At 66.9% G+C, this 24,405-nt stretch carries 18 protein-coding genes and 1 tRNA gene; 7 read left to right on the top strand and 12 right to left on the bottom strand.

Annotated elements, in window-relative coordinates; genetic code table 11:
- Window positions 1-277: 277 nt before the first annotated feature.
- From GD606_RS04540 to GD606_RS04495, 10 genes are all read right to left on the bottom strand, one after another.
- Entirely contained in the window at window positions 278-1,321 is a 1,044-nt protein-coding gene (locus GD606_RS04540) for an XdhC family aldehyde oxidoreductase maturation factor (protein WP_163302937.1), read from the bottom strand.
- Window positions 1,318-2,409 carry a DVU_1553 family AMP-dependent CoA ligase gene (locus GD606_RS04535; RefSeq protein WP_163302938.1) on the bottom strand — a complete coding sequence of 364 codons (1,092 nt, stop codon included), beginning with the start codon at window positions 2,407-2,409 and terminating at the stop codon, window positions 1,318-1,320. The genes GD606_RS04540 and GD606_RS04535 overlap by 4 nt, the downstream gene beginning before the upstream one ends.
- A complete protein-coding gene (trsS, locus tag GD606_RS04530) occupies window positions 2,406-3,806 on the bottom strand; it encodes a radical SAM (seleno)protein TrsS (protein ID WP_163302946.1) in 1,401 nt (466 codons plus the stop codon). The genes GD606_RS04535 and trsS overlap by 4 nt, the downstream gene beginning before the upstream one ends.
- A 10-nt stretch (window positions 3,807-3,816) precedes the next feature.
- Window positions 3,817-4,269: a DVU_1555 family C-GCAxxG-C-C protein gene (locus GD606_RS04525; protein WP_163302939.1), complete on the bottom strand. Its 453-nt coding sequence runs from the start codon at window positions 4,267-4,269 to the stop codon at window positions 3,817-3,819.
- Entirely contained in the window at window positions 4,266-5,021 is a 756-nt protein-coding gene (gene trsM, locus GD606_RS04520) for a DVU_1556 family methyltransferase (RefSeq protein WP_246298968.1), read from the bottom strand. Before trsM ends, GD606_RS04525 begins: the two co-directional genes overlap by 4 nt.
- Window positions 5,018-5,233, bottom strand: coding sequence for a DVU_1557 family redox protein (locus GD606_RS04515; RefSeq protein ID WP_163302940.1), 216 nt, complete (start codon window positions 5,231-5,233; stop codon window positions 5,018-5,020). Before GD606_RS04515 ends, trsM begins: the two co-directional genes overlap by 4 nt.
- Window positions 5,230-7,638 (bottom strand): pyridine nucleotide-disulfide oxidoreductase/dicluster-binding protein, encoded by a 2,409-nt coding sequence (locus GD606_RS04510; RefSeq protein WP_163302941.1) that lies wholly within the window; start codon window positions 7,636-7,638, stop codon window positions 5,230-5,232. Before GD606_RS04510 ends, GD606_RS04515 begins: the two co-directional genes overlap by 4 nt.
- 252 nt (window positions 7,639-7,890) lie before the next feature.
- Window positions 7,891-10,614: a molybdopterin-dependent aldehyde oxidoreductase gene (locus GD606_RS04505; RefSeq protein WP_163302942.1), complete on the bottom strand. Its 2,724-nt coding sequence runs from the start codon at window positions 10,612-10,614 to the stop codon at window positions 7,891-7,893.
- Window positions 10,615-10,684: 70 nt separating this feature from the next.
- A complete protein-coding gene (locus GD606_RS04500; protein WP_163302948.1) occupies window positions 10,685-11,704 on the bottom strand; it encodes a molybdopterin-binding protein in 1,020 nt (339 codons plus the stop codon).
- Window positions 11,705-12,140: 436 nt separating this feature from the next.
- Window positions 12,141-13,430 carry an MFS transporter gene (locus GD606_RS04495; protein WP_246298966.1) on the bottom strand — a complete coding sequence of 430 codons (1,290 nt, stop codon included), beginning with the start codon at window positions 13,428-13,430 and terminating at the stop codon, window positions 12,141-12,143.
- A gap of 564 nt (window positions 13,431-13,994) precedes the next feature.
- Here GD606_RS04495 and GD606_RS04490 point away from each other — a divergent pair.
- Window positions 13,995-14,984, top strand: coding sequence for a BMP family lipoprotein (locus tag GD606_RS04490; RefSeq protein WP_163303797.1), 990 nt, complete (start codon window positions 13,995-13,997; stop codon window positions 14,982-14,984).
- Between the two features lie 238 nt (window positions 14,985-15,222).
- Here GD606_RS04490 and GD606_RS04485 read toward each other — a convergent pair whose 3' ends face one another.
- Together GD606_RS04485 and GD606_RS04480 are read right to left on the bottom strand one after the other, a co-directional pair.
- A complete protein-coding gene (locus GD606_RS04485; protein WP_163303796.1) occupies window positions 15,223-15,537 on the bottom strand; it encodes a carboxymuconolactone decarboxylase family protein in 315 nt (104 codons plus the stop codon).
- A 269-nt stretch (window positions 15,538-15,806) separates the two neighbouring features.
- Window positions 15,807-15,900, bottom strand: a tRNA-Ser gene (locus GD606_RS04480).
- A gap of 261 nt (window positions 15,901-16,161) precedes the next feature.
- Between GD606_RS04480 and GD606_RS04475 the strand changes: the two genes are divergently transcribed.
- The 6 genes from GD606_RS04475 (at window position 16,162) to GD606_RS04450 (ending at window position 24,387) form a co-directional block, all read left to right on the top strand.
- The gene (locus tag GD606_RS04475; protein ID WP_163303795.1) at window positions 16,162-17,334 is read left to right on the top strand and encodes an aminotransferase class I/II-fold pyridoxal phosphate-dependent enzyme; all 1,173 of its coding nucleotides are present in this window, start codon (window positions 16,162-16,164) and stop codon (window positions 17,332-17,334) included.
- Window positions 17,331-18,644, top strand: a complete 1,314-nt coding sequence (locus GD606_RS04470) for a homoserine dehydrogenase (protein ID WP_163303794.1) — start codon at window positions 17,331-17,333, stop codon at window positions 18,642-18,644. Before GD606_RS04475 ends, GD606_RS04470 begins: the two co-directional genes overlap by 4 nt.
- Window positions 18,645-18,858: 214 nt before the next feature.
- Window positions 18,859-20,070, top strand: a complete 1,212-nt coding sequence (locus GD606_RS04465; protein WP_163303793.1) for a cofactor-independent phosphoglycerate mutase — start codon at window positions 18,859-18,861, stop codon at window positions 20,068-20,070.
- Entirely contained in the window at window positions 20,067-20,507 is a 441-nt protein-coding gene (locus GD606_RS04460) for an acyl-CoA thioesterase (protein WP_163303792.1), read from the top strand. Before GD606_RS04465 ends, GD606_RS04460 begins: the two co-directional genes overlap by 4 nt.
- Window positions 20,508-20,617: 110 nt before the next feature.
- Window positions 20,618-21,403, top strand: coding sequence for an amidohydrolase family protein (locus GD606_RS04455; protein WP_163302843.1), 786 nt, complete (start codon window positions 20,618-20,620; stop codon window positions 21,401-21,403).
- A gap of 770 nt (window positions 21,404-22,173) precedes the next feature.
- Window positions 22,174-24,387, top strand: coding sequence for a bacteriohemerythrin (locus GD606_RS04450; protein WP_246298965.1), 2,214 nt, complete (start codon window positions 22,174-22,176; stop codon window positions 24,385-24,387).
- Window positions 24,388-24,405 lie beyond the last annotated feature (18 nt).

Below are 24,405 nucleotides of genomic sequence, written 5' to 3'. Positions count from 1 at the left end.
GTTTTTCGGAACCAGGGCTTTGCGCCGCCAGCGGCGGCCAGGCCGCCGGGCGGAGAGGCACGAAAATCCCTCGCTTACGGCGCGGCATAGCCGCAGCCTGCGCGTGATTATCGAAGCTGCCGATACAGGCAGCAGTGCAGGGCCGACGGTCACCCGACCGTCGGCCCTTTTTTCATATGCAGACGGCGAGGCCGGAGGCGTGAAAATCGAAGGCGTCCGGGCCGCAGCAGCGGCATGCGTCATCGGTTCGGAGGGCGGCGCGTGCGCCGAGTAAGCCTTATGGATGCCTGGGAAGTCCTTGATTTGCCCGCACGGCGATGAGTTCGGCCACGATGCTGATGGCGATTTCCTCGGGGGTCTCGGCCCCGATGGGAAGCCCCACGGGGCAATGCACCCGGGCCAGTTCCGCGTCGGTCACGCCCTGGGTCCGTAGCCGGTCGTAGATGGCGTCGCGCTTGCGGCGGCTGCCGATCATGCCCACGTAGCCCGCCCTTGTGCCAAGGGTCTGGGCCAGGACCGTGGCGTCGTTGAGGTGTCCCCGGGTGACGATGACCACCATGTCGCGCGGGGTGATGGTCCGTCCGGCGAAGCAGTCCTCCATGTCGGCCACGGCCACTTCGTGGACGCCGGGGAAGCGTTCCCGGTTGGCGAATTCCGGCCTGTCGTCCAGGACAATGACCGAATACCCGGCCAGCCCGGCAGCCAGGGCCGTGGCCCGGGACACATGCCCGGCCCCCATGAGGAAGAGTCGCGGCCTGCCCTGGCAGGGCTCCAGGAAATAGCGGCGGCCCCCGGCGTCCATGCAGGCCGGGGCCAGGAGGCTCTCCCCGGCCCGGCGCAGGGCGGCTTGATCCTCGGGCGGCGTCTTGTCCGGCGAAACGGTGCTGCCGTCCCCGGCCAGAAGGATTTTTCCCCCGCCGTTTCCGGGGGCGTCCAGGGGGGTGGCCAGAAGGCAGCGCTCCCCGGTCTCCAGACGGTCCCGCAAGGCCGCAAACAGCCCGGCCTGATCCGGGTCCAGGCGCTCCAGAAAGATGCGCAGCCTGCCGCCGCAGATCATGTCCGCCCCGGCCGCCATTTCCCCGGTCAGGTTGAAGTCCATGACCCGGGCCAGGCCCTCGGCCAGGACAACGGCGGCCGCGTCCATGACCCGGGCCTCCACCAGCCCCCCGCCCACGGTCCCGGCGATGGACGTGTCGGCGAACACCAGCATGTGCGCCCCGGCCGCGCGCGGCGCAGAGCCCTCCTGGGCGACGATGGCCGCCCGGACCACGGATTCTCCGGCCTCCAGCCGGGCAAGGAGCGTTTCCAGAAGATCGTTCATGGCGCGTCTGCGCCTCCTTTTTTGGGGATGTGGATTCGGTTTTGACGGTCGTAGCGGCCGGTCACCGGGCCAAGGCGTCGCAGAAGGCTGCCGCAGGGGCAGGGGCCGGGAAGCATGGCCGCGGCGTCGCCGGTGCGGTAGCGCAGAAGCGGCATGGCCCGGAGGCCGAGGGTGGTCAGCACCACCTCCCCGGTGTGGCCCTCGGGCAGGACCGCCCCCGTGGCCGGGTCCAGGATCTCGACATACAGGTCGGCCTCACGAAGATGGTAGCCCGCCTGGGCCGCGCACTCCACCCCGCCCCCGAACCCGGATTCGGTCAGGCCGTAGTGGTCGAAGACCGGGCAGCCCCAGCGTCGTTGCACCAATTGGCGCAGTTCGGGGGAAAGGGGCTCCCCGCTGGTCAGAACCGCCCGCAACCGGCCCCGGGCCGCGTCGCAGGCATCGGGGTCGCGCACGAACCCTTCCAGAAGCCTGGGGCCGATGACCAGCACCCGGGGCCGGGCCTGGGCCATGTCCCGGCAAAAGGCCGTGACCGGGTCGCGGTCGCCGTCTTGCGGGGCCCGGGCCGCCGGGAATCCGGCCACGCCGCGCGCCCCGAACCTAGCCAGGGCCGTGGACAACAGCTCGGCCACGCGGGGGGCGGGCAAAAGGATCAGCACCGTGTCGCCCGGCGCGGTGAAGGTGGTCATGCCGTGGTGGAAAAAATCCAGGGTGGCGGCCAGGTCTGCGGCGGTGAAGGCCAGGCGTTTGGCCGGGCCGCTGGTGCCGGAGGTGGCCAGGGTGACCATGTGCTCGATGTCGCCCAGGGGGACGCATAAAAACGGGCGATGGTCCCGGGCCAGTTCCTCCGGAAGGGTGCAGGGGCAGTCGGCCATGTCCTTAAGTCTGCGGGGGAACTCGTTTGGCAGGGAGGCCAGCTTGTCGCGGTAGAAGGGGCTTTTGTCCCGCGCCAGGGCGAAGGCGGCTTGCAAGGCGGCCAGGTGGTGTTGCGCCACGTCCCGGGGGGAAGGGCCTTCCCCGGCAAGTCCCAGGCGCGCGGCCAGCCAGGGATCCAGGGGAGAACGCGCGGCAGGCGGATCGCGCCTCATGCCCCGGCCCGTCCGTGTCCGCCGGGTTGCGGCCGATAGAGGGTCCGGCCGTCCGAGGCCGAAAGGTTGTAGAGGCAAAAGGGGATAAGCAGGCCCTCGGGGGAGACCTCGTGGATGCAGCAGCCCCGGACCCGTTCCAGGTCCAGTGTCCAGGCGTCCATAAAGGCCATGCCCGACAGGGTGAAGCGTCCGCCCGTGGCCGCCTTGGCCAGGAAGCGGTCGAAGTCGTCGACAGGGGCGGCCGGTGCAGCATCCGGCCCGGGCGCGGCCCAGTGTTTCGCAGTGAAGGCCTTGGCCCGGCGCGCCCCCTCTTCGGCCAGGATGGGATCGGCGGCAGGGGCGGCGTCGCAGCAGCCGCCAGCCTTTGGGGCCGGGGTCAGTCCGCCGGAAGGCGTACGCTGGTACACGGCGGAAAACGAGCACAGGGAGTGTTCGCAGCCCGGGGGATGGAAGTCTTCCAGGCGCAAAAGGCCCTGGGACTGGCGGACGAGGGCGGCCATGACCTCGGGCAGGGTCAGGCGGCGGTCGTCGCGCCCCGGCCAGGGATGGCGGCCAAAGGCGGCGGCGGGCTGGATGTGCACCCCGCGCACGCCGGGTCCGAAGGACAGGGCCAGGCGCACGATGTCCCCCAGTTCCCCGTCGTTGATCCCGGGGATGACCGTGGGCACCAGCACCACGCCCAGACCGGCCCGGACGGCGGCCGCGACGGCCCGTTTTTTCAGGTCGAAAAGCGGCCTGCCGCGCAAGGCCCGGTAGGCCTCGTCCGTGACCGCGTCGAACTGCAAAAAGACCGAATCGAAACCGCCCCCGGCCAGAGACCGGGCGAAATCCGCATCGGCGGCCAGACGCAGGCCGTTGGTGTTGAGCTGCACGAAGGGAAAGCCCCGGGCCTTGGCCATCTCCCCGATGGCGGGCAGGTCGCTTCGCAGGGCCGGTTCGCCGCCGGAGATCTGGAGATTGCAGCGCCCCGAGGCCTGGCCCACCCGGTCAAGCAGAAAGGCGATGCGGGAAAGCGGCGGGTCTGCGGTGGCGTTTCCGGGGCCGGACGAGGCGAAGCACACCGGGCAGCCCAGGTCGCAGCGGGCGGTGACCTCGATGAGCGCCGTGCAGGTATGCTGGCCGTGCTCCGGGCACAGGCCGCAGTCGAAGGGGCAGCCCCGGTCCACGGCGGTAAAGGCCCGGCGCGGGGCGCTTGGCCGCTTGGGACGTTTCCAGGCGGAAAAATCCGGCTGGCCGCGCCACACCGGGGCCGTAAAGTCCCCGTGCTCCGGGCAGCGTTTGACCAGAAACACGGTGTCGCCCCGGACGACGCGCCAGGCGTCGAGCCGCCGCAGGCATACCGGGCACACGCTGGCCGTGTCCGGTTCCCGGTCCACAGGCCGCGTGGCGGGAATCATGGTCACATCCTCATCCTTCCCCGCGCGGCAGGGTCGGATCGATGCCGTAGGCGGTCAGGATCTCCAGGATATGGTCCCAGGACTCGGCCAAAAGCGTTCCGCAATGGGCCGGGCTTGGGCCATGCGGGTCGTGTTCGCCCAGGATGGCCGGACAGGTGTCGCCGCCGTAGACGGCGGTCTTTTCCCGGAACCAGTCCGCGAATTCGGCCACCACGGGGTTGGCCATGGGGTGGGCCTCTTCCTCATCCGCGCCCTTGGCCACGTAGAGCCCCAGCACGCAACACCCTCCGGTCAGGATGCCGCAGGTTCCGCCGGTCTGGGCCAACCCCCGGCACAGGCCGAACATGGCCCGGACCAGTTCCGGATTCTCCCGGCCCATGGCCTCAAGGGCCAGCAGGGCCATGGCCTGGCTGCAACAATAGCCGCGTCCCACCAGGGGCGCGATGTCAAGCGACGACGTCATGAAACCTCCTTGACGGCCACACACAGGAAATACCCCGGCCTGGGTCGCCGTGGTCCGACGCCGCAGGCGCATCCGCCAGCCCCGCCGGACAGGGCCGGGGCCAGATCCGCCGCGTCGCATCCGGCAAAAAGCAGCCGCCCGGCCAGTTCGGCCAGAAGCCGGGAATGATCCTCGAACAGGATGGGCGCAAGTCCCGCCCGGGACAATTCGGCCAAAAACGCCTCACGGGTCATGGCCCCGGCCGTGCAGGCGCCGTCCGCCCGGCCATCGCCGTCCGCACCGTCCCGGCGGTACAGGTCGGCGACCACCAAGCGTCCGCCCTGGGCCAGGACGCGGGTCAGTTCAGCCAGGGCCGCCCGGGAATCGGCAAAGGCGGACAGGGCGCATTCGCACAGCGCGCCGTCCAACACGCCGTCCGGCAGGGGCAGGGCCCCGGCCCGGGCCACGATCACCCGCCCGGGAACCCGGCCTGCGGCCTCGGCGGCGAACCCGGGGTCGGCCTCGACGCCCAGGGCCCGAAGTCCCCGCTGCCGCAAAAATTCCACACTGGCCCCGGGGCCGCACCCCACGTCCGCCACCATGTCCCCGGGGGCGAAACCGGCCGCGTCCAGACCCCGGGCCGTGAGCCCAAGCCCCCCGGGTCGCAGGGCGTCGCCCGCCACGGCCCGGAAATCCGCCCGCCGGTACAGGGGGCCGGACAGCGGCGCGGCCGTCGGCGCGACAGGCGCAAGGGTCGCACAGGGCGAGGTCACTTGTCCTCCAAAAGGGCCTCCACCTCGGCCATCTTGCCCTCGGCCAGGGACTTGGGCACAAGCGTCAGGCCGCAGGCCGGACAGGTGGGCAGGATCACCGCAAACACGCTGCCGAGGTAGGACACCTCCACCTTGGACTGGAGAAGGGGGCCGCCGCACCGGCCGCAGGTCCAGTCTCCGGCGTCGGGCGCATAGGCCGGTTCCATGCTCATGGCCGCTCCTTTCGCGGGCCTGCCGCGTCAGTTCCGGCATGTGGCCCGGCGTTTGGTCCGCCGTCCGGCCCGCCGCCCGCCGCCATACTGGCGCCGGGCACCTCCATGCGGTGGCAATAGGCGTCATGCACCGTACAGCCCCCGTCGTTTTTGTCGTAGAGCACCCAGAAGGTCACGTTGCAAAGCCGGGCCGAGGCTAAGAATCGCCCCGTGGCCTTGTCCAGGAAACGCTCCCCCGTGGCCTCGGCCCGGGCCACCACGGCCCGGACGTCCGTGTCCAGGATGCGCCGCTCCTCAAGCCTTGCCAGCACCTCCGGGGCCATGGTCACGGTGACGCCGCCAGTCTCTTCCATGCCCGTCTCCTCCTCGCCATAAACGGCGCGCAGGATGTCGCGTTTAAGCCCCGCCCGGTTGCGGCGTCTGGCCGACAGTCCGGCAGGTTGCTCCACCGTGGGACCGCCGGGTCTCTCGCCGGGAAAGATCAGGTCCAGCAGATGTACGGCCCGGTTGCCCGCCCGCCACAGCATGTCCCGGCACATGGCGCAGGACACGGCGTAGTCCTGGGGGGCGGCTCCGGCCCGGCGTGCGGCTACCGTCCGGGCCATGTCCGGATCGGCGTTCCACATAAGCCCCCCATAGCCGCAACACTCGGTGTATTGTCCGGTCAGGGGCGGCTCCAGGGCCTTGACCCCGAGCCTGGACAAAAGCTCGCGCACGGCGGCCCGGGTCTTCGGATCATGCCGGGAGGAACAGGGGTCGTGGACGGCCAGGGTCTGCGCTTCAGGGGCCGTTGCCGCGCCAGGCGGCAGTCCGGTCTCTTCGGCCAGCACCTGCCACAGGGACACGGCCGGGATGTCCGGCGCGGCCTCGGTGAAGGTCTTCAGGCAGGTGGCGCAGGCCGCGACCACCCGGGGCCGCCCCAGGCGTTCCCAGTCGGCGCGGAAGCGGGCCATGGAGGCGGCGAACAGATCCTCGCGCCCGGCCCACCGGCCGGGCACGCCGCAACAGCCGAGCATGACGCCCACGCCGCCTTGCAACGCCCCGCGCAAAAAGTCGTAGGCCGCATGCGTCAGTCCCGGCGAAGCCCCGGCCAACTGGCAGCCCGGGAAAAAGACATGGCCGCAGGTCGCGGCTCCGGGCCCGGGCTTGGCCAGGGCGCAGGCCGCGGAATCGCTTTGGGCCATGTCCATGAGCGCGAATTCAAAGGCCGAGGGCGGCATCTTGCCCCTGGCCACCATGTCCCGCCGGGCCAGGAGGCTTAACTCCGCCATAGCGAAGCCTTCGGGACAGACCTCGGCGCACAGCCCGCACAGGCTGCAGGAATTGATCATTCGGTTGGCCTGATGATGGCCCTGGACGATGGCCGCGTTGTTGTAGAAACGCCGGGCGTAGGTCTTGGGGTAGCCCTTGTAGCGTTCCAGGTAGGCGCAGACCTTGACGCATTCCAGACACTCGCAGCGCAGGCATCGGGCGGCCTCGGCCATGGCCTCGGCGGCGGAAAACCCGGCGGCGGCATCGGCCGGGAGCAGCCGGGGGACGGCGGCGACGCCTGCGGTCTGGGTGAAGAGCCGGGTGCCCGAGGCCCCCTCCCGTTCCCGGGAGGCCGTGGCCGAGACGTTGCTCATGAAGCGGTCCAGGGTGGCGGCGGCCCGGCGGCCGTCGGCGGCGCAGGCCATGGGCGAGCGTGTCCCGTCCGGCAGCGGCCAGCCGCCGAAGCATACCGAAGGATCGTCCGCCGCAAGCGTCACCGGGTCCACGTCCGTGCGATCCGCCGGACACAGCCCCGGCCCGGTCCCGTCGGAACCGGCCCCGTATTCCACGAACGCGGCGTCGTAGTTCACCCGGGTCGTTCCCAGGAAATCTTTCGACAGGACCGTGCCCGGCGCAAACGACACTCCCATGCGCGCCAGCATGGCCGCCTCGGCGGCCAGGACGTCCGGGGGCAGAAGGTGCGCCGGGACATGGCCCAGCCACCCCCCCGGGGCGGATTCAGGGAAAAAGACCGTGACGGCGTAGCCCTTGCGCGTGAGCTCGCTGGACACGGTCAGGGCGGCCAGTCCCGCGCCAAGGACCGCAGCGCGCTTTCCTTTGGCCGGGAGCACCAGGGGTTTGCCTCCGGCCGGGGCGTTTTCGACGCAAAACCGCTCCAGGTCGCCGATGGCCAGGGCCCCGCCCAGATCGCGGCGCAGGCAGGCCGCCTCGCAGGGATGGTCGCAGAGCCGGGCCAAAACCCCGGGCAGGGGCATGGTCCGTTCCAGAATTTTCCGGGCGGCGGCGGTTTTGCCTGCAGCCATGGCCTCCATGAAGGCCCGCACGTCCACATGCAGCGGACACGCCGCCCGGCAGCCGGGCGGCTCTTCCTGGATGCACCGGGCTTCCCAGCCACGCAGTTCGTTTTGATCCATGCCGGGCCTCTCGCCTTCTGTTCCTTACAAATACGGATGTCTTCGTATGAAAAATGTGTTCCTATCGAAATCGTTACGGGATTCCAAAGGACGAGGCCCTTTGGCCGCCGGAGGCCTTCCCCCGGGATTCCCCCCGAGACCAAACGGGCGGACGCCATCTTGCGCCCGCCCGTTCGCCGTGTGGGCCGATGGCCCGTGATGTTTCCCGCCCGGGGCCTTTTTAGGGGCTGCCGGGCGGGCGCATGTGCGATGTTAGCCCAGGGCCGTAAGGCCCGCCAGCACCTTTTCCGGCAGCGCGGGCAGCTTGGTGATGCGCACGCCGCAGGCGTTTTTGATGGCGTTGGAGATGGCCGCATGGGGGCAGGTCAGGGGCAGTTCGCCCGATCCCGAAGCCCCGAAAGGACCGTCAGGACGCTTGGACTCCACATAGATCAATTCCATGTCGTCGGGAATCTGCTTGATAAACGGGAATCCCGCGCCCGCCAGGGTGGAGTGCTTTTTAATGTCCTCGTAGTCTTCGGTCAGGGCCAGACCGATGCCCTGGGCCAGGCCGCCGTACATCTGGCCGTCCACCACGAGCTTGTTGGCCAGGGCGCCGAGATCGGCCACCAGGGTCATCTTTTCCACCGTGGTCTTGCCCGTGGCGATCTCCACGGCCACTTCGGCCAAAAACAGGCCGTACATGTAGCAGCAGAAGGGATTGCCCTGGCCGTTTTCGTCGCAGTTCGTGGCCGGGGCCGTCCACTTGCCGCTATAACGAAGCGGCAGCTTCTCGGCCACCATCTCGTCATAGGTGCGGTAGCCGCCGCCGGGCTTCTGCATGGCCTTGAGGAGCAGTTCGCAGCCCACGCGGATGGCGTTGCCGGTCATGACCTGGGAGCGGCTGCCCCCGGCCGGGCCGCTATTGGGGGCCTTGCTGGTGTCGTTCATGACCAGGCGGATCTTCTCGGGCGGGACGCCAAGCGGCAAAAGGCCTTCGTGGGCCGTGCACTGGGCCCCGGAATCCGCGCCCTGGCCGTGGTCCTCCCAGCAGGAATAGACCGTCACGCCGCCGTCGGCGTTGAGCTCGATCCAGGCCTCGGAGGAGTCCGGGCCGTCCAGGCCCGCGCCGTAGACGCCCAAAGACAGGCCTACGCCGCGTTTGACCTCGGCCGTGGAATTGGCCTTGGCCTTGGCCAGGGCGGCCTGATACTTGGGCCGCATGGTGTCGAGCATCTCAGGCAGGCTGTAGACCTCGGGATCCTGGCCGGTGGGGGTGGTGTCGCCCTTGCGGTAGGCGTTTTTGTACCGCAGTTCCAGGGGGTCCATGCCGAGCTTCTCGGCCAGTTCGTCCATGAGCACTTCCGAGGCGAACTCGCTTTGCGGCGAACCGTAGCCCCGGAAGGCCGAACCCCAGGCGTGGTTGGTGCAGACGGTGCGGCCTTCGCCCCGGATGGCCGGGATGGCGTAGCCCGCGCCGATGAACTGGGCCCCGCGCAGGGTCAGAAGGTCGCCGAACTCGGAATAGGGGCCGTGATCCACGGTCCAGTCGCTTTCCATGGCCAAAAGCTTGCCGGATTTGTCGGCGGCGAAGCGCACGTTCATGAAAAACGGCGACCGCTTTCCGGTGTAGGCCATCTGCTGCTGGTAGTTGTAGCGCAGGTGCACGGGTTTGCCCGTGGCCAGGGCCGCCACGCCCACAAGGGCCTCCATGGTCGGGCTGAACTTGTAGCCGAAGGTGCCGCCGGTGGGGTTTTGCACCAGGACCAGGTTGTCCGGCTCCACGCCCAGGCCCGGGGCGATCATGTACAGATGCAGATGCAGGCCGATGGATTTGGAGTGGATGACCAGCTTGCCCTCATCATTCACATAGGCGAATCCGACGTCCGGCTCGATGGGCATGTGCGGCTGACGGCCGACGTAGAAGTCGTCCTCGGCCACCACATCGGCCTTTTCGAAGATGGGCGCGGTCTCCGGGCCCTTGGCGATTTTTTGGATGTAGTAGACGTTGGGGGTGCCGGGATGGATCTCAAGGGCGTCCTCGGCCATGGCCGCGGGCGCGCTCATGTAGGCGGGCAGTTCCTCGTAGGCCACCTTCACCTTCTCGGCGGCGGCCCGGGCCAGTTTTTCCGATTCGGCGCACACGATGGCCACGGCGTCGCCGTACTGGAAGACCTTGGTGTCGCACAGGATGGGGCGGTCCCAGCCGTCGCCCTTGTTGGTGGGGAAGGTGATAAGGCCGGTGATGCGGTTTTTGCCCTTGACGTCTGCGTGGGTCAAAACGGCGTGCACTCCGGGCATGGCCAGGGCCTCGGAGGTGTCGATGGAAACGATGTTGGCGTGGGACACCGGGGACTGGACCAGGGCCATGTGCAGGGTTCCCTCGGGCATTTTCAGACCCAGGTCCGCGCCGTAGTCGCAGGTTCCGGTGACCTTGGCCAGGGCCGAGGGCCGGGGCAGCTTGGAGCCGAAGGCCCGGGCGCCCTCGGGCAGCTTAAAGGCCAGTTCGGCGGCGGTCATCTCGCCGCGCAGCACCTTGGCCGCGTCCATGACCGCGTCCACCAGGGGCTTGTAGCCGGTGCAGCGACAGGCGTTTTTGTGCTTCTGGAACCAGTCGCGGACCTCCTCGCGGGAGGGGCTTTTGTTCTCGTCAAGCAGGCCCTTGGCCGAGACGATGAAGCCGGGGGAGCAGAAGCCGCACTGGGCCGCGCCATGTACCATCCAGGCCAGTTGCAGGGCGTGCGGAGCCTCGGGGGTGCCCACGCCTTCGATGGTGGTGACGTTCGCTCCGTCGGCCACGCGTTTGATCTTGGTGATGCAGGAGCGCACCACCTTGCCGTCCAGGATGACGCTGCATGCGCCGCACTGGCCCTGGCCGCAGCCGATCTTGACGCCGGTGAGCAAAAGCTGCTCGCGCAGCACGTCGGCCAGGGTGGCGTCGGCATCGACCACCAGGGTTTTCTGCACGCCGTTCACGATGAGCATTTTTTGAATCATAGCTGCCTCCTTGGCATGTTCACGGTCTGTCGTATGGCCTCCGGCCGCGTGGGCCGGAAGTTTGGTGTTTTCATCCCTTCCCGAAGGCGCAGTGGGGATAGCGGCATTCGGCGCAGGCGGCGCAGAAGCCGCCGTGTCCCAGGGCCGCCACATCGGAGGCCGCGACCTTGATGCCCGCCAGGATGCGGGGAACGATCAGGTCGAAGATGCTGGCCCGGTGGTACATGACGCAGCCCGGCAGGCCGACGACGGGCACGTCGCCGATATGGGCCAGAAGGAACATGGCCCCGGGGAAGGTGGGCGCGCCGTAGACCACCTGCCTGCCCCCGGCGGCCCGGATGGCGGCAGGGGTGCGGTCGTCGGGGTCCACGGACATGCCTCCGGTGACCGCGATGAGGTCTGCCCCGTCGTCGATCAGGTCGCGGATGGCGGCGGCGGTCATGGCCTCGTCGTCGGAGGTGATGCGCTGGGCGATGACATGGCTTCCCAGACGGGTGAACTTTTTCCGCAAAACCGGTCCGAAGGCGTCTTTGATGCGGCCGTGGTAGACCTCGCTGCCGGTGGTGACCACGCCCACCCGACAGGATTTGAAGGGCCGCACCGTCACCACGGTCTTGTCCGCACAGACCTCCTCCACGCGGCGAATCTTTTCCTCGTCGATCACAAGGGGGATGACCCGGGTTCCGGCCACCAGTTGGCCGGCCTGGACCTCCTGAAGGGTATGCAGGCTGGCCAGGGCGATCTCCCCCAGGGCGTTGACCTGAAAAAGGATGTCCGGGTCCACGACCAGAAGTCCCTGGACGTTTGCGGAGAGATTCACCCGGCCTTCGCAGGCCGGGGTGAGCGTCAGGTTGTCTCCGGCCACGGCCGTGGCGATGCGCCGGGCGGCCTCGTCCTCGTGCAGGTAGCCGGGCATGGGATCGAGCACATACAGATGCTCCTTGCCCACGCGCAGCAGTTCATGGATGTCGTTTTGGGTGACCACATGGCCTTTTTTGAAGGCCGGGCCTTTGAATTCGCCGGGCACGATGCGGGTGATGTCGTGGCACAGGACAAGTCCCACGGCATCTTCGACGGCGACCTCACGCATTCCTTGACGGCGCATACCTTTCCTCCGCGCGCTCCACTCCTTTCGCACAGCCCGTAAGGCCGCCCGGGAGGGTTTCGCTTTCACCATATGTCGTGACTGACATATGCCTGCTTCGGCAGGGCAAATCAAGGATTCGCGGCCAATAAATCCAATGACATTGATATGTTATCTTTAACATAACGTGGTTTGCGACTGGCCGCGACGGGGGCTGTCGGGCGCCTGATCGAGACGCTGGGAATGGATATTATGGTCAGCGTGGGGGGGGCGACTGCGGAGAAGAATCAAGGGGGATCGTGAGAGGGGCAGGGGGGATGTCGGCGGTCGCGGCCGCCTGTCGGCATGGGACGGCGGCCTGACGCACGGAGCGCCTCGACCGTATCGGCCGGACCAGGAGGCCGGACGGCTGTCCGGGGCCGGGCAGGGGGAGGGTGGCGGGCTATGCCGGATGGCGCGGGGATTTTTTCGACAGGGCCACGGGAATCGCCGCAAGCGCCATCAATCCGGCGATGGCGAGAAACGCCTGGGAAAAGCCGCCGGTGTGGGTCTTGACGAAACCCATCACGGAGGGCCCGGCGAAGCCGCCCAGGTTGCCCAGGGAGTTGATCAGGGCGATGCCAGCGGCGGCGGCCTGGCCCGTGAGGAAGGTCGTCGCCAGCCCCCAAAACGGCCCGACCGCCCCCCAGATGCCCATGGCCGCCAGCGAGGCCCCGGCCAGGGCCCAGCCCAGCCCGGGGCTAAGGCTCATAAGCAGCATGCCCAGCAGGCACAGCCCAAGCGACCCCAGGATATGCCAGCGCCGTTCCCCGCGCCGGTCGGAGCTGGCCCCGATGCACACCATGCCGACCACGGCGAAGGCATAGGCGACCATCACCAGCAGGCTGACGCGCAGGGAGTGGTCGGCCCCCTGGCCGATGATTCCAGACAGGATCTGCGGCAGCCACATCACCAGGCCGTACATGGCCACCACGATGCAGAAATAGACGAAGCCCCAGGTCCAGACCGACCGGCTCAAAAGCCCGTGCCGCAGGCCGGACAGGTGGTGGCGGGCGATGTCGCGCCGCTCCGCCTCGATGGCCAGGGTCAGGGCCTGCCGCTCGCCAGATGTGAGCCAGACGGCCTGGCCCGGCCCGGCAGGCAGGCGGAAGTACAGGACGATTCCAAGCGCCACGGCCGGTATGCCCTCCAGAAGAAACAGCCATTGCCAGCCCGAAAGGCCGAGCATCTGGTGCATCTCCAAGATCCATCCCGACACGGGGCTGCCGATGAGCCCGGCCAGCGGCGTGGCCGTCATGAACAGGGCCACGGCCTTGGCCCGGTGGGCCAGGGGAAACCAGGCGGTGAGATACAAGATGACGCCGGGGAAAAACCCGGCCTCGGCCACGCCGAGCAGAAAGCGCAGGGCCGCGAAGCTCGTGGGCCCCACGGCCAGGGACAGGGCCACGGTGGCCAGCCCCCAGCTGACCAGGATGCGGGAGAGCCAGATGCGCGGTCCCACCTTGGCCAGGATCAGGTTGCTCGGCACCTCGAAGAGAACGTAGCCCAGAAAAAAGATGCCCGCCCCCAGGCCGTAGGCCGTCTGGGACAGGCCCAGTTCCTCGTTCATGCTCAGGGCCGCGAAGCTGACGTTGATCCGGTCGAGATAGGCCACGACATACAAAACCATGAGGAACGGCAAGAGCCGCCACCTGGCCTTGCGTATGGCGGAATCAAGGGGGGAGGGGGTCACGGATGCATCCTGTGCGGCGTGTGCGCCGGGTGATTCGGTTGCGCCAGGCCGCGCGAGACGTTGGCCAGGCGGATGGCCGCGTCTGCCGCCCGTCTTCGGCCACGGTTTTCAGAGGCGGCATTCCTTGTGCCACCGTCTTGCCGGAGCCGCAATGCCTGCCGCCTGGTTTCGCACGGTTTCAGTCGCCTGAAACTCCCCGGAGGCCTGTCAAAGGCATGAAACGCGCCGGTTTTTATGGAACACGGGGTGATCGGTCCTGGGCATGGCGGGAGCTGCCGCAGCCCTGTCGATGACAAATGAAAATGACCGATTCGGGTGGCACGAATCGACCGATCAGCCTGGGGGCCACGGGAGCCGTTGCGCGCTCCTTGCGAACGGCGCCGCCGGGATGGAGGCCGTGGCGGCAAGGAACGTGACTGGAGCCGCCGCAGCCCTTGCCACATGGCCAGTTTTCGCGGCACTATGACCACCCGGTATTCCCGGGGCTGCCCGGAGAATGCCCGGGACAAGTGAAAGCGCCGCGCTGGCGGGGGATCAGCCCGCCCGGCGACACCGGAGGGACGTATGAAAAGCGTGTTTTTAGCCCTGGCGGTATGGTGCTGCCTGGTCTGCCCAGCCCAGGCCGGAAAGCCCCTGGTCGGCTTCATAACAGGAACCCCGGGCCTGGGAGACGCCTCCTTCAACGACATGGCCCACCAGGGCGTCCTGAAGGCGCAGCAGGATTTCGGATTCGACCTGGAGGTTCTGCAGCCCAAGGCCGACGGCGAGGCCGACGCCGCAGAGGTGCGGCAACTCGTCGACCGGGCCGGGGTGATCGTCCTGCTCGGCGCGCAACACCTGGAGCTGGCCAAGGCGGCGGCCCTGGCGCATCCCGAAAAGACATTCATCCTGATGGACGTCCCGTGCGAAGGCATCGCCAACATGTCTTCGGTCCTTTTCAGGCAGCATGAAGGCGCCTTCCTGGCCGGGGCCCTGGCGGCAAGCGTGAGCGCCACGGGGAAGATCGGCTTTGTGGGCGGGGCGGAGATCCTGCCGGTGAAGGCCTTCGAGCAGGGCTATCGGGAGGGGGCCGCCTATGCCAAACCCGGCACGGCGGTCCTTGTTGCGTACGCCTCGCCGGAAGGCGATTATTCCGGCTTCAGCAACCCGGAAAAGGGCTACCGGTTGGCCATGGACCAATACGGACAGGGCGCGGACATTGTTTTCGCCGCTGCCGGGCGTACCGGAAACGGCGTGATCAAGGCGGCTTCGGATTCCGGCAGGCTGGTGATCGGGGTGGATTCGGACCAGGACGCCCTGGCCAAGGGGACCGTATTGACCAGCGTGATCAAACGGCTCGATACGGCTGTCTGCAATGAAATCAAAAAGGTGATGGACAAGGCCTTCGTCCCGGGCCCGAGCTCGTATGGCCTCAAGGACGGCGGGGTGCGGCTGAGCGACATGGCGTATACGCGGGACAAGGTTCCGGATGCGGTCATGAACAGGATCGCCGAAATCCGGGAAAAGATCATCTCGGGCGAGATCACGGTGACCAACGCCATGGCCCGGGAGTGATCCCCGCCTGCCGGGGCAGGGGGCATGGACCGCTTCCCGTCTGGCCGACTCCGGCCGGGAGGCCCCTCCGGAGCGGACAGCGTTTTTTCCGACGGCGGCCGGGGAATGGCCGTTTTGCTTTCCGCGTGCCAGCGGGGCTGCCGTGCCTGTCACGGCAGCCCCGGTGAATGCGCACGGCATCAAAATAAAAAAACGAATATGTTACGGCCTGCTGGCGTGATTTCCCCGGGACGTGAGGCTAGTCGTCAAGCTGCTTTTCGACCCAGGACAAGGCGGCGGCCACAGTGGGAAAGCCGGTGGTGCTGGTTACGGCCATGATGGCGTGGCGGACGTCGGCCGCCGTGGCTCCCGCCGCCAGGGCGCGTTTGGCGTGGCTGATGACCGATCCTTCCGAACGCATGGCCGTGGCCGCCCCGAGCTGGATGAGCCGCACGGTCTTGTCGTCAAGCGGCCCGGCCGTGGCGGCGGCCTGTCCCAGGGCCTCCACGGCGTTCATGAAGTCGGGGTGTTCCTCGCGCAATCGCTCGTAGTGCTTCGGCTTGTCCTTGCCCATGTCTGTCTCCTTTTCGCGTTTCTCTCCGTATAGACCAGATTCGCGCGCCCTGCCAGCCTCTTGCCCATGCAGGCCGGGACCGTTGCGGACATGCGAAAGCGGGGTGGCATCTGCAGCCGGAGACCATCGGCGACTACCGTACGGCGTGATCCCGCAGCCAGAACCGACCGGTTGTCTGGTGGGAAACCGAAAAGCGACGGCATGGGGACATGCAAGACCCGAAAAACAAAAATCCCGGGCCTCTTGCGAAGCCCGGGAATCGTGTACTGTGGCGGAGAGGGAGGGATTCGAACCCTCGATCAGGTTTTAAGCCCGATACCCGCTTAGCAGGCGAGCGCCTTCGGCCGACTCGGCCACCTCTCCGCGAAACACGTCCTGTATCCGACCGGCCCGGCATGGTCAAGCCTGGAGTCGGCCCTGCCCCGATCTTCCCTGGGCTGGCTCAAGCCCGGCCCGGCCCGGCCAGACCCGGCCAGACCAAACCGGTCGCGGCCATCCCCCGGATTCCTTCTTTTCGTGCCGAAAAGTCCTTCAAAATCCCCACGCTGGCTTTGACAGACAATCCCCCTCCCGGCTATCATCGTGTTTTGCGGATGGTTCCACAACCCCAAAGGAGTCGCGGCAATGCACAAGTTTGCGCGCATGGAACGGCTGCCTCCCTACGTCTTCGCCGTGGTCAACGAGCTGAAGATGCAGATGCGCCGCCAGGGCGAAGACGTCATCGACCTGGGCATGGGCAACCCGGATCTGCCCACCCCGAAACATATCGTGGACAAGCTCGTAGAGGCCGCCCGCAAGGGGGGAAATCACCGCTATTCGGCCTCGCGCGGCATCAAGGGCCTGCGAAACGCCATCTCCGGCTGGTACAAGCGCCGTTTCGACGTGGACATCGACCCCGAGACCGAGGCCGTGGTCACCATGGGGGCCAAGGAAGGCCTGGCCCATTTGGCCCTGGTCATGCTGTCGCCTGGCGACGTGGTCTTCGCCACGGACCCGTCCTATCCCATCCATCCCTATTCGTGCATCATCGCCGGGGCCGACGTGCGGCGCATCCCCGTGGCCCAGGACCGCGACTTTTTCGAGGATCTTCTGGTGGCCACCAAGCAGACCTGGCCCCAGCCCAAGCTTCTGATCCTGTCCTATCCGCAAAATCCCACCACGGCCCTGGCCGATCTGGCGTTTTTCGAGCGCATCGTGGAGTTCGCCAAGGAACACAAGATGTACGTCATCCACGACTTCGCCTACGCCGATTTCGGCTACGACGGCTACCTGCCGCCGAGCTTTTTGCAGGCCAAGGGCGCAAAGGACGTGGGGGTGGAGTTTTTCTCCCTGACCAAGAGCTATTCCATGGCCGGCTGGCGGGTGGGCTTTTGCTGCGGCAATCCGGCCATGGTCCATGCCCTGACCCGCATCAAGAGCTATCTGGACTACGGCATCTTCCAGCCCATCCAGATCGCGGCCACGGTGGCCTTAAACGGTCCCCAGGAGTGTGTGCGGGAGATCATGGACGTGCATCAGGTCCGGCGCGACACCCTGATCCAGGGCCTGCACCGCATCGGGTGGGAGGTGCCGCCCCCCAAGGCCACCATGTTCGTGTGGGCCAAGATTCCCGAGGCCTACGCCCATATGGGGTCGGTGGAATTTTCCAAGCTGCTGCTGCGCGAGGGGCAGGTGGCCGTGTCGCCGGGGCTGGGCTTCGGCCATTTCGGGGACACCCATGTCCGGTTCGCCCTGGTTGAGAACCAACATCGCATCAAACAGGCCGTGCGCGGCCTGAAAAAGGTGCTTTCCGGATGAACTCCGCACACGTTTTTCCTTTGGCCTCTCCGGTACGACTGGGGTTGGCCGGGCTTGGCACGGTAGGCGCCGGTCTGGTCCGTCTGCTTGGCGACAACGCCGACTGGATCCGGCGGCGCGTAGGCCGGGACATGGTGCTCAAAACCGTGCTGGTGCGCGATCTGGGCAAGCCGCGTGACGCGGCGCTTGGGCCGGACACGGTGCTCACCACCCGGCCCTCGGATCTCACCGCCGACCCGGACATCGACATCGTGGTGGAGCTCATGGGCGGCACGGGCGCGGCCTACGACCTGATCCGGGGCGCGCTCGAGTCCGGAAAGCATGTGGTCACGGCCAACAAGGCCCTTCTGGCCGAGCGCGGCCCGGAGCTGTTCGCCCTGGCCGGGCGAAAGGGCCTTGGGCTTTTGTACGAGGCCAGCGTGGCCGGGGCCATCCCCATCGTCCAGACGCTTAGGGAGTCCCTGGCCGCCAACCGCATCGAGAGCCTCATCGGCATCTTAAACGGGACGGCCAACTACATCCTGACCAAGATGTCCGGCCGGGGCCTGGAGTTTGGCGAAGCCCTGAAAAAGGCCCAGGAAAAGGGCTATGCCGAGGCCGACCCCACCCTGGACATCGAGGGCCTGGACGCGGCCCACAAGCTCGTTTTGCTCATCCGGCTGGCGTATGGCGAGAACTATCCGCTGTCGCGGCTCCCGGTGCAGGGCATCACCCGGATCACCCCCGTGGACATCCGGTTCGCCGCCGAATTCGGCTACGTGATCAAGCTCATCGGACAGGTGCGCCGGGTGGACGGCAGGCTCGACGCCGGGGTCTGCCCCATGCTGGTGCATCGGGACTACCTTCTGGCCAACGTGCAGGGGGCGTTCAACGCCATCCGCCTGGAGGGCGACGCCTCGGGGCCCATGCTTTTGCACGGCAAGGGCGCGGGCGGCCTGCCCACGGCCAGCGCCGTGGCCGCCGACATCCTGGCCCTGGCCCGGCCCGGACACCTTCCCAACAACACCGGGTTCTTGGAGGAATCCCTGCCCGAGGCCGAGATCCTTGATCCCGACGAGGCCGTGTGCCGCCACTTCATCCGCTTCAACGTGGAGGATCGGGCCGGGGTCATGGCCGCCATCTCCAAGGTCATGGGCGAGGAGGGGATCAGCATCTATCAGGCCGTGCAAAAGGGCGACCCCGAGACAGGGGTCGTGCCCATCGTCTTTTTGACCCACGCCGCGCCGGTTCGGGCCGTGCGCCGGGTCATCAAGGCCGTGGACGCCATGTCCTTTCTGCGCCCGGAAACCGTCCATTACCGGGTGCTTTGACGCCGCCCGGACTTGGGCGTATGCCTTTTCGTCAAGCGCCTTGTGCGCGAATGACAACGATCTGAAATCGTTATGGGATTCCAAAGGGTGAAACCCTTTGGCCGCCGGAGGCCTCCCCCCCGGCAAAATGTCGCGAATTCCGTGGCCGGACCCGGCGTCCGGCCACATTCCGTTGAACCTCTCCCCAACCTTCCCGGGCAAGGTGCGTGCGACCATGAAATGCATATTCCTTTTGGCCGACGGCATGGGCGACTGGCCCGTGGAGTCCCTGGGCGGGAAAACGCCCCTTGAGGCGGCGCACACGCCGCACATGGACGCCATGGCCGCTTCGGGCGTGGTGGGGCTTTGCCGCAGCATTCCCCAGGGCATGCCGCCCGGGTCCGACGTGGCCAACATGTCCTTGCTCGGCTTTGACCCGGCCAGATACCACACCGGCCGAGGGCCCATCGAGGCGGCGGCCATGGGGCTGGTCACCTGGCCCGACGACCTGATCTTCCGCCTGAACCTGGTCACGGTGAGCGAGTTTTCCGACGCCGGGGTCATGCGCGACTATTCCGCCGGTCATATCGACACCGACATCGCCCACCGGATCGTGGCCGGGCTGTCACGAACCTGCGCGGGCATCGACATGTCCGTGTATCCCGGGGTGCAGTACCGCCATATCCTGGTGCTCAAGGCCGGGGCCGAGACGCGCGGCGTGAAAAGCTTCGAGGCCTCCATGGCCGTGCGGCCGCCCCACGACATCACCGACAAGCCCATTGCCGAGGATCTGGCCCTTTTCCGGAAAAGCCCCATCCTGTGGGAGTTCATGACCAAGGCGGCCACGGTCCTGGCCGTGACGAACCATGGTTCGCGGGCCAACGCCGTGTGGCCCTGGGGCCAGGGCGGCACCCTGAGCCTGCCGCCTTTCGAGGAGAAATACGGCCTGCGCGGGGCTGTGGTCTCGGCCGTGGATCTGGTCAAGGGCCTGGGCCGGGCGGCCGGGATGGAGGTCGTGGACGTGCCCGGGGCTACGGGGCTTCTGGACACCAACTACGCCGGAAAGGTCGCGGCGGCCCTGGACTTTCTGACCCGGGGGGATTTCGTGTTCCTGCATGTGGAGGCCCCGGACGAATGCGGCCACGGCGGGCAGGCGGCGGACAAGGTGGAGGCGGTGACGCGCTTCGACCGGCTGGTGGTGGGGCCCCTGCGGGAGGCCCTGGCCGGGACGGATACGATCTTTTTGACGGCCTGCGACCATTTTACGCCCATCGCCGTCAAGACCCACACCACCGATCCCGTGCCCTTCGTCCTGTGGCGCGAGGGCCTTTCGCCCCAGCCCGCCCCGGCCTTTACCGAGGCCCTGGCCGCTGGCACAGGCCTTGTGGTGGAGCAGGGCTTTGATCTTTTGGACTTCGCCCTGGACCGGGCCGGACGCCGGGCATGATCCTCAAGCGCGACCAGTTTCCGCTCCCCGACGCCTGGCACCGGTTCCGGGTGTCCTACGGCGAGACGGACATGATGGGCGTGGCCTATTACGGCGAATATCCCCACTGGTTCGAGCGGGCCCGCAGCCAGTTCATCCGGGAACGGGGCATGGGCTACGGCGATGTGGAAAAGCGCGGCATCGTCCTCCCCGTGCGGGAGATGCATGTGCGCTACATCAAGTCCGCCCGCTACGACGAGGAGATCCTGGTGCGCACGGCGGTGCGCGAATGGGGCCGGGCCTCCATCCTTTTCACGTATCAGGTTTTTGGCCCGCCGGACGGCGCGACGCTTCTGGCCGTGGGACAGACCCAGCATGCCTGCATCAATCCCCAGGGCCGGCCGGTGGCCGTGCCGGACTGGCTCAAGGCCCTGTTCCAGGGCGACCCCGCCCCCTGACCCCCCGTCCCCCGCACATTTCCGAAACCTGTCCCAACCCGCGCGGTTGTGTTCGAAACGTGATCCGCTTTGGGGAAAACGAAACGCCTAACCGAGGTATGTACACGTTGTTGACCTTCGATATTCACACCCACGCCTATCATCATAAGATCGCCCACAAAGTCATCGCCCAGCTCAACAACCACTACGGCATTCCCCCGGTGGGAACCGGCCTGATCGAGGATCTTCTGGCCAGGGCGACGGCTGGCGGCATCGACCGGGTGGTGGTGCATAGCGCCGCCACGTCCCCGGCCCAGGTCATCCCGGCCAACAACTGGGCCATCGAACTTGAGAGGGATCATCCCCGGGTGCGGGCCTTCGGCACCCTGCATCCCGATTATCCGGACATCGCTGGCGAACTCGACCGCCTGGAGCGGGCCGGAATCCGGGGCATCAAGCTGCACGCCGATTTCCAGGGCTTTCGGCTGGACGATCCCCGACTGTGGCCGATCTTTGAGATGATCAGCGGCCGGTTTGCGGTCATGCTCCATGTGGGCGACGTGCTGCCGCCCGAGCAGAACAACTCCTGCCCCATGAAGGTGGCGGCCATTCACCGCGATTTCCCGGAGCTTGTCATCATCGCCGCACACATGGGCGGCTACCGGCATTGGCAGTGGGCCCTGACGCACCTCATCGGTCAGGATGTCTACATCGACACCTCAAGCACCCTGGCCTTTTTGGACGACGCGACCCTGCGCGAAATCTACGACCGCCATCCCAAAGAACGCATCCTTTTCGGCAGCGACTATCCGCTTTTCGATCCGGGGCAGGAGAAACTGGTCCTGCAGTCGCGGTTGCGCCTGTCCGATGCGGATATGGAGACGGCGCTCACGGCGGCGGGGGTTCTCTTCGCCTGACCGGCGACTGGCGGCGGCCGACAGCGGTTGTCGGGCTTTCGCGCCTGCTTTCGCCCTGTGCGGTTTGTTGCGCCGGGGCGGGCAGTCGGGCCTGCCCGGCTGGTTCCATTCACGCCTGCTTTCTCCCCTGGGCGGTTGGCGCCAGGGGGGCGTCGGAAAGGCTGCGGTGCGGACCCGGGACATCGTTGCCGGACGATCCTGCACAAGCTTCGCGAACGAGGCCGCCCCTGGCCCGGCCGAAGGAACGGCCATGAATGATCCGTAGGGACGCCGCATGCGTTTTTCCCTGTGCGCGCGTCCCATGCCCTCCCGGCGTTTCGGCTGCGGCCCGAGATTGGTTCGCGCCGGGGCGGGGTATGCCTGTGGCGGCGCCTTCGCCGCTTCGGGAAGCGCCGAATGCGGCGGCCTTTCCCGGGGTGCTTTGACCGGATGAAATTTTTTTCGGATTGGTGGTTCCCCACGCAAAGTATAGTATTTTGCTCTGTTTCAAGCGGATGGCGTTCGAACGGCATTCGTGTGCGCACAGCCTTCCGCCTTCGGACAGCCTTGCTATAATTCCGGACCTTGGTAGATTTGGACCATGCGCCGGTGCGGGCTCTTCCAGGAAGTACCCTGCCCAGGTCGTTTCCTCGGATAGGCTGCCGCGTGGATCATTTCTTTTTTTGTCCTTTCCGACCTTTCCCCTTTTCCACAGAAACATGAGGTGTTGTATGAGCATTGGGAAAAGACTTATTTTCTCTGTTGTGGCTGTCTTCAGCATCGTTGTTGTTATGTTTGGGGCGACCTGGTGGCTGACGTCGGCCCAGAAGACCGACGGCCTGGTAGTCAATCTGGCTGGTCGACAGCGCATGCTGGTGGAGAAGATTTCGAAAAATGTCCTGCATTATCTGGATGTAAAAAAACAGGGACTCCCCACGGCAGACCTGCAACGCACCATTACCGACCAAGTGCAGGTCTTCGAGACCACCCTTGCCTCCCTGACCTCTTCGGGGAACGCCCCCCTTGGGCTGTCGCCGACAGGGGGAACGGCAAAAGTGCCTGCCGCCACGGCGCAGGCCGCGGAAAAGTTGCGCCAGGTCAGGGCCAAATGGGATGATTTCGGCCGGGAGCTCAAGGCCTGCCTGGATGCGCCCGATCCCCAGGCCGTACGGCGTTTTCTGGAAGGCGGCGAGGGCGTGGTGGCGGCCATGGACGACGCAGTCAAATTCATGCAGTCCGAATCCGAGGCCAAGGTGGGGTTTTTGCTTGCGACCCAGGCCGTGGGCGTCGTCTTTGGGGTGATCCTCCTTTGTTTCGTCATCGTCAGCATTACCCGCAATATCACCACCCCCTTGGTCCGGCTTCGCGACTATGCCGGGGCCGTGGCCGGGGGCGATCTGTCCGCCGGAATCAAGGGGGAGTTTCGGCAGGAGCTCTTGGCCCTCAAGGAGTCCATGGTGAACATGGTGGCCCGCCTGGGAGAACTCATGGAGACGGCCCGGGGCAAGGAGCAGGAGGCGGTGCGAAGCGCCTCCGAGACCGCTTCCGCCCTGGAAAAGGCCCGGGAGCACGAGGCAAAGGCCCAGGCCGTGCTGGAGAAGATGGCCCAGGCGGCCGCCCAGGCCAAAATGGTTTCCGTGAGTTTCACCGAGGCCGCCGCCCAGTTGTCCGGGCAGGTGGAGGAGGTCAACCGGGGGGCCAACCATCAGCGGGATCGCATGGCCGAAACGGCCACGGCCATGGAGGAGATGAACTCCACGGTGCTGGAGGTGGCCAGAAACGCCTCGGGCGCAGCGGAAAGCGCCGGTCGCGCCAAAGAAAAGGCCCAGACCGGGGCGCAGGGCGTGCGCTCGGCCGTGGCCTCCATCGCCAGCATTGAGGAGCGGATTTTGGCCCTCAAAGAGACCATGGGCCAGCTTGGCCGACAGGCCGACGGCATCGGGCAGGTCATAAGCGTCATCAACGACATCGCCGACCAGACCAATCTTTTGGCGCTTAACGCCGCCATCGAGGCCGCCCGGGCCGGAGAGGCCGGGCGCGGTTTCGCCGTGGTGGCCGACGAGGTGCGCAAGCTCGCGGAAAAGACCATGCAGGCCACCGGCGAGGTGGGACAGGCCGTGGGCGATATCCAGAAGCAGGCCAAGGAAAACATCGCCGCCGTGGAGGCGGCCGCCCTGGGCGTGGTGGAGAGCACCCAGGCCGCCGAGGAATCCGGACGGTTCATGGACGAGATCGTGGCCATCGTGGACGACACCGCCGGGCAGGTTCTGTCCATCGCCACGGCCTCGGAGGAGCAGTCCGCCGTCAGCGAGGAGATCCACCGGGCGGTGGAGGAGGTCAACGGCATCGCCGGGACCACGGTCGAGGACATGGCGGCTGCGGCTGCGGCCCTGGACGAACTGTCCCGGCTGGCCGGGGAGCTGGACGCGGTCATCAGCGCCATGGGCGGCGAGGCCCCGGGGGCGGGGCCGCGCGACTCCCGGCCAAGGCCCCGAAGCACCAGGCCCGCCCCTTCTTTCGCCCCAACCCCAAGCCGCACCCCGCGCCCGACGGCCGCTCTTCCGGGACGTTCGGCCAAACCAGGCAGCAGCGGCGACGGCCCCATGCTGATCTGGGACGAGTCGTTGTCCGTGAACATCGACGAGATCGACGACCAGCACAAGGTGCTGGTGGACATGATTAACGGCCTGCATGAGGCCATGCGATCGAGGAAGGGCGTGAAGGTTCTGGCAGGTCTGGTGGACGCCCTGAAAAACTATACGGTGGAACATTTCGGCGTGGAAGAGCGGTATATGGAGAAACTCAAATATCCCGGCTATCTCAACCACAAAAAAGAGCATGAGCGATTTGTCGCGAAGGTCTTGGAATTTGAAAACGCCTTCAAGGAGGGCAAAACCTCCCTGACCATGGATGTCATGCGTTTTCTCAAGGACTGGCTGGTGGGGCATATCAAGGGTGTGGACAAAAAATACGGACCCTTTTTCAACGAGCGTGGCATTCGCTGATCCGCCTTTCGGATGTCG

The organism is Desulfolutivibrio sulfodismutans DSM 3696 (genome assembly GCF_013376455.1).
GTDB classification, from domain to species: Bacteria; Desulfobacterota; Desulfovibrionia; order Desulfovibrionales; family Desulfovibrionaceae; genus Desulfolutivibrio; species Desulfolutivibrio sulfodismutans.
This window is presented reverse-complemented; position numbering and strand designations above follow the sequence as displayed.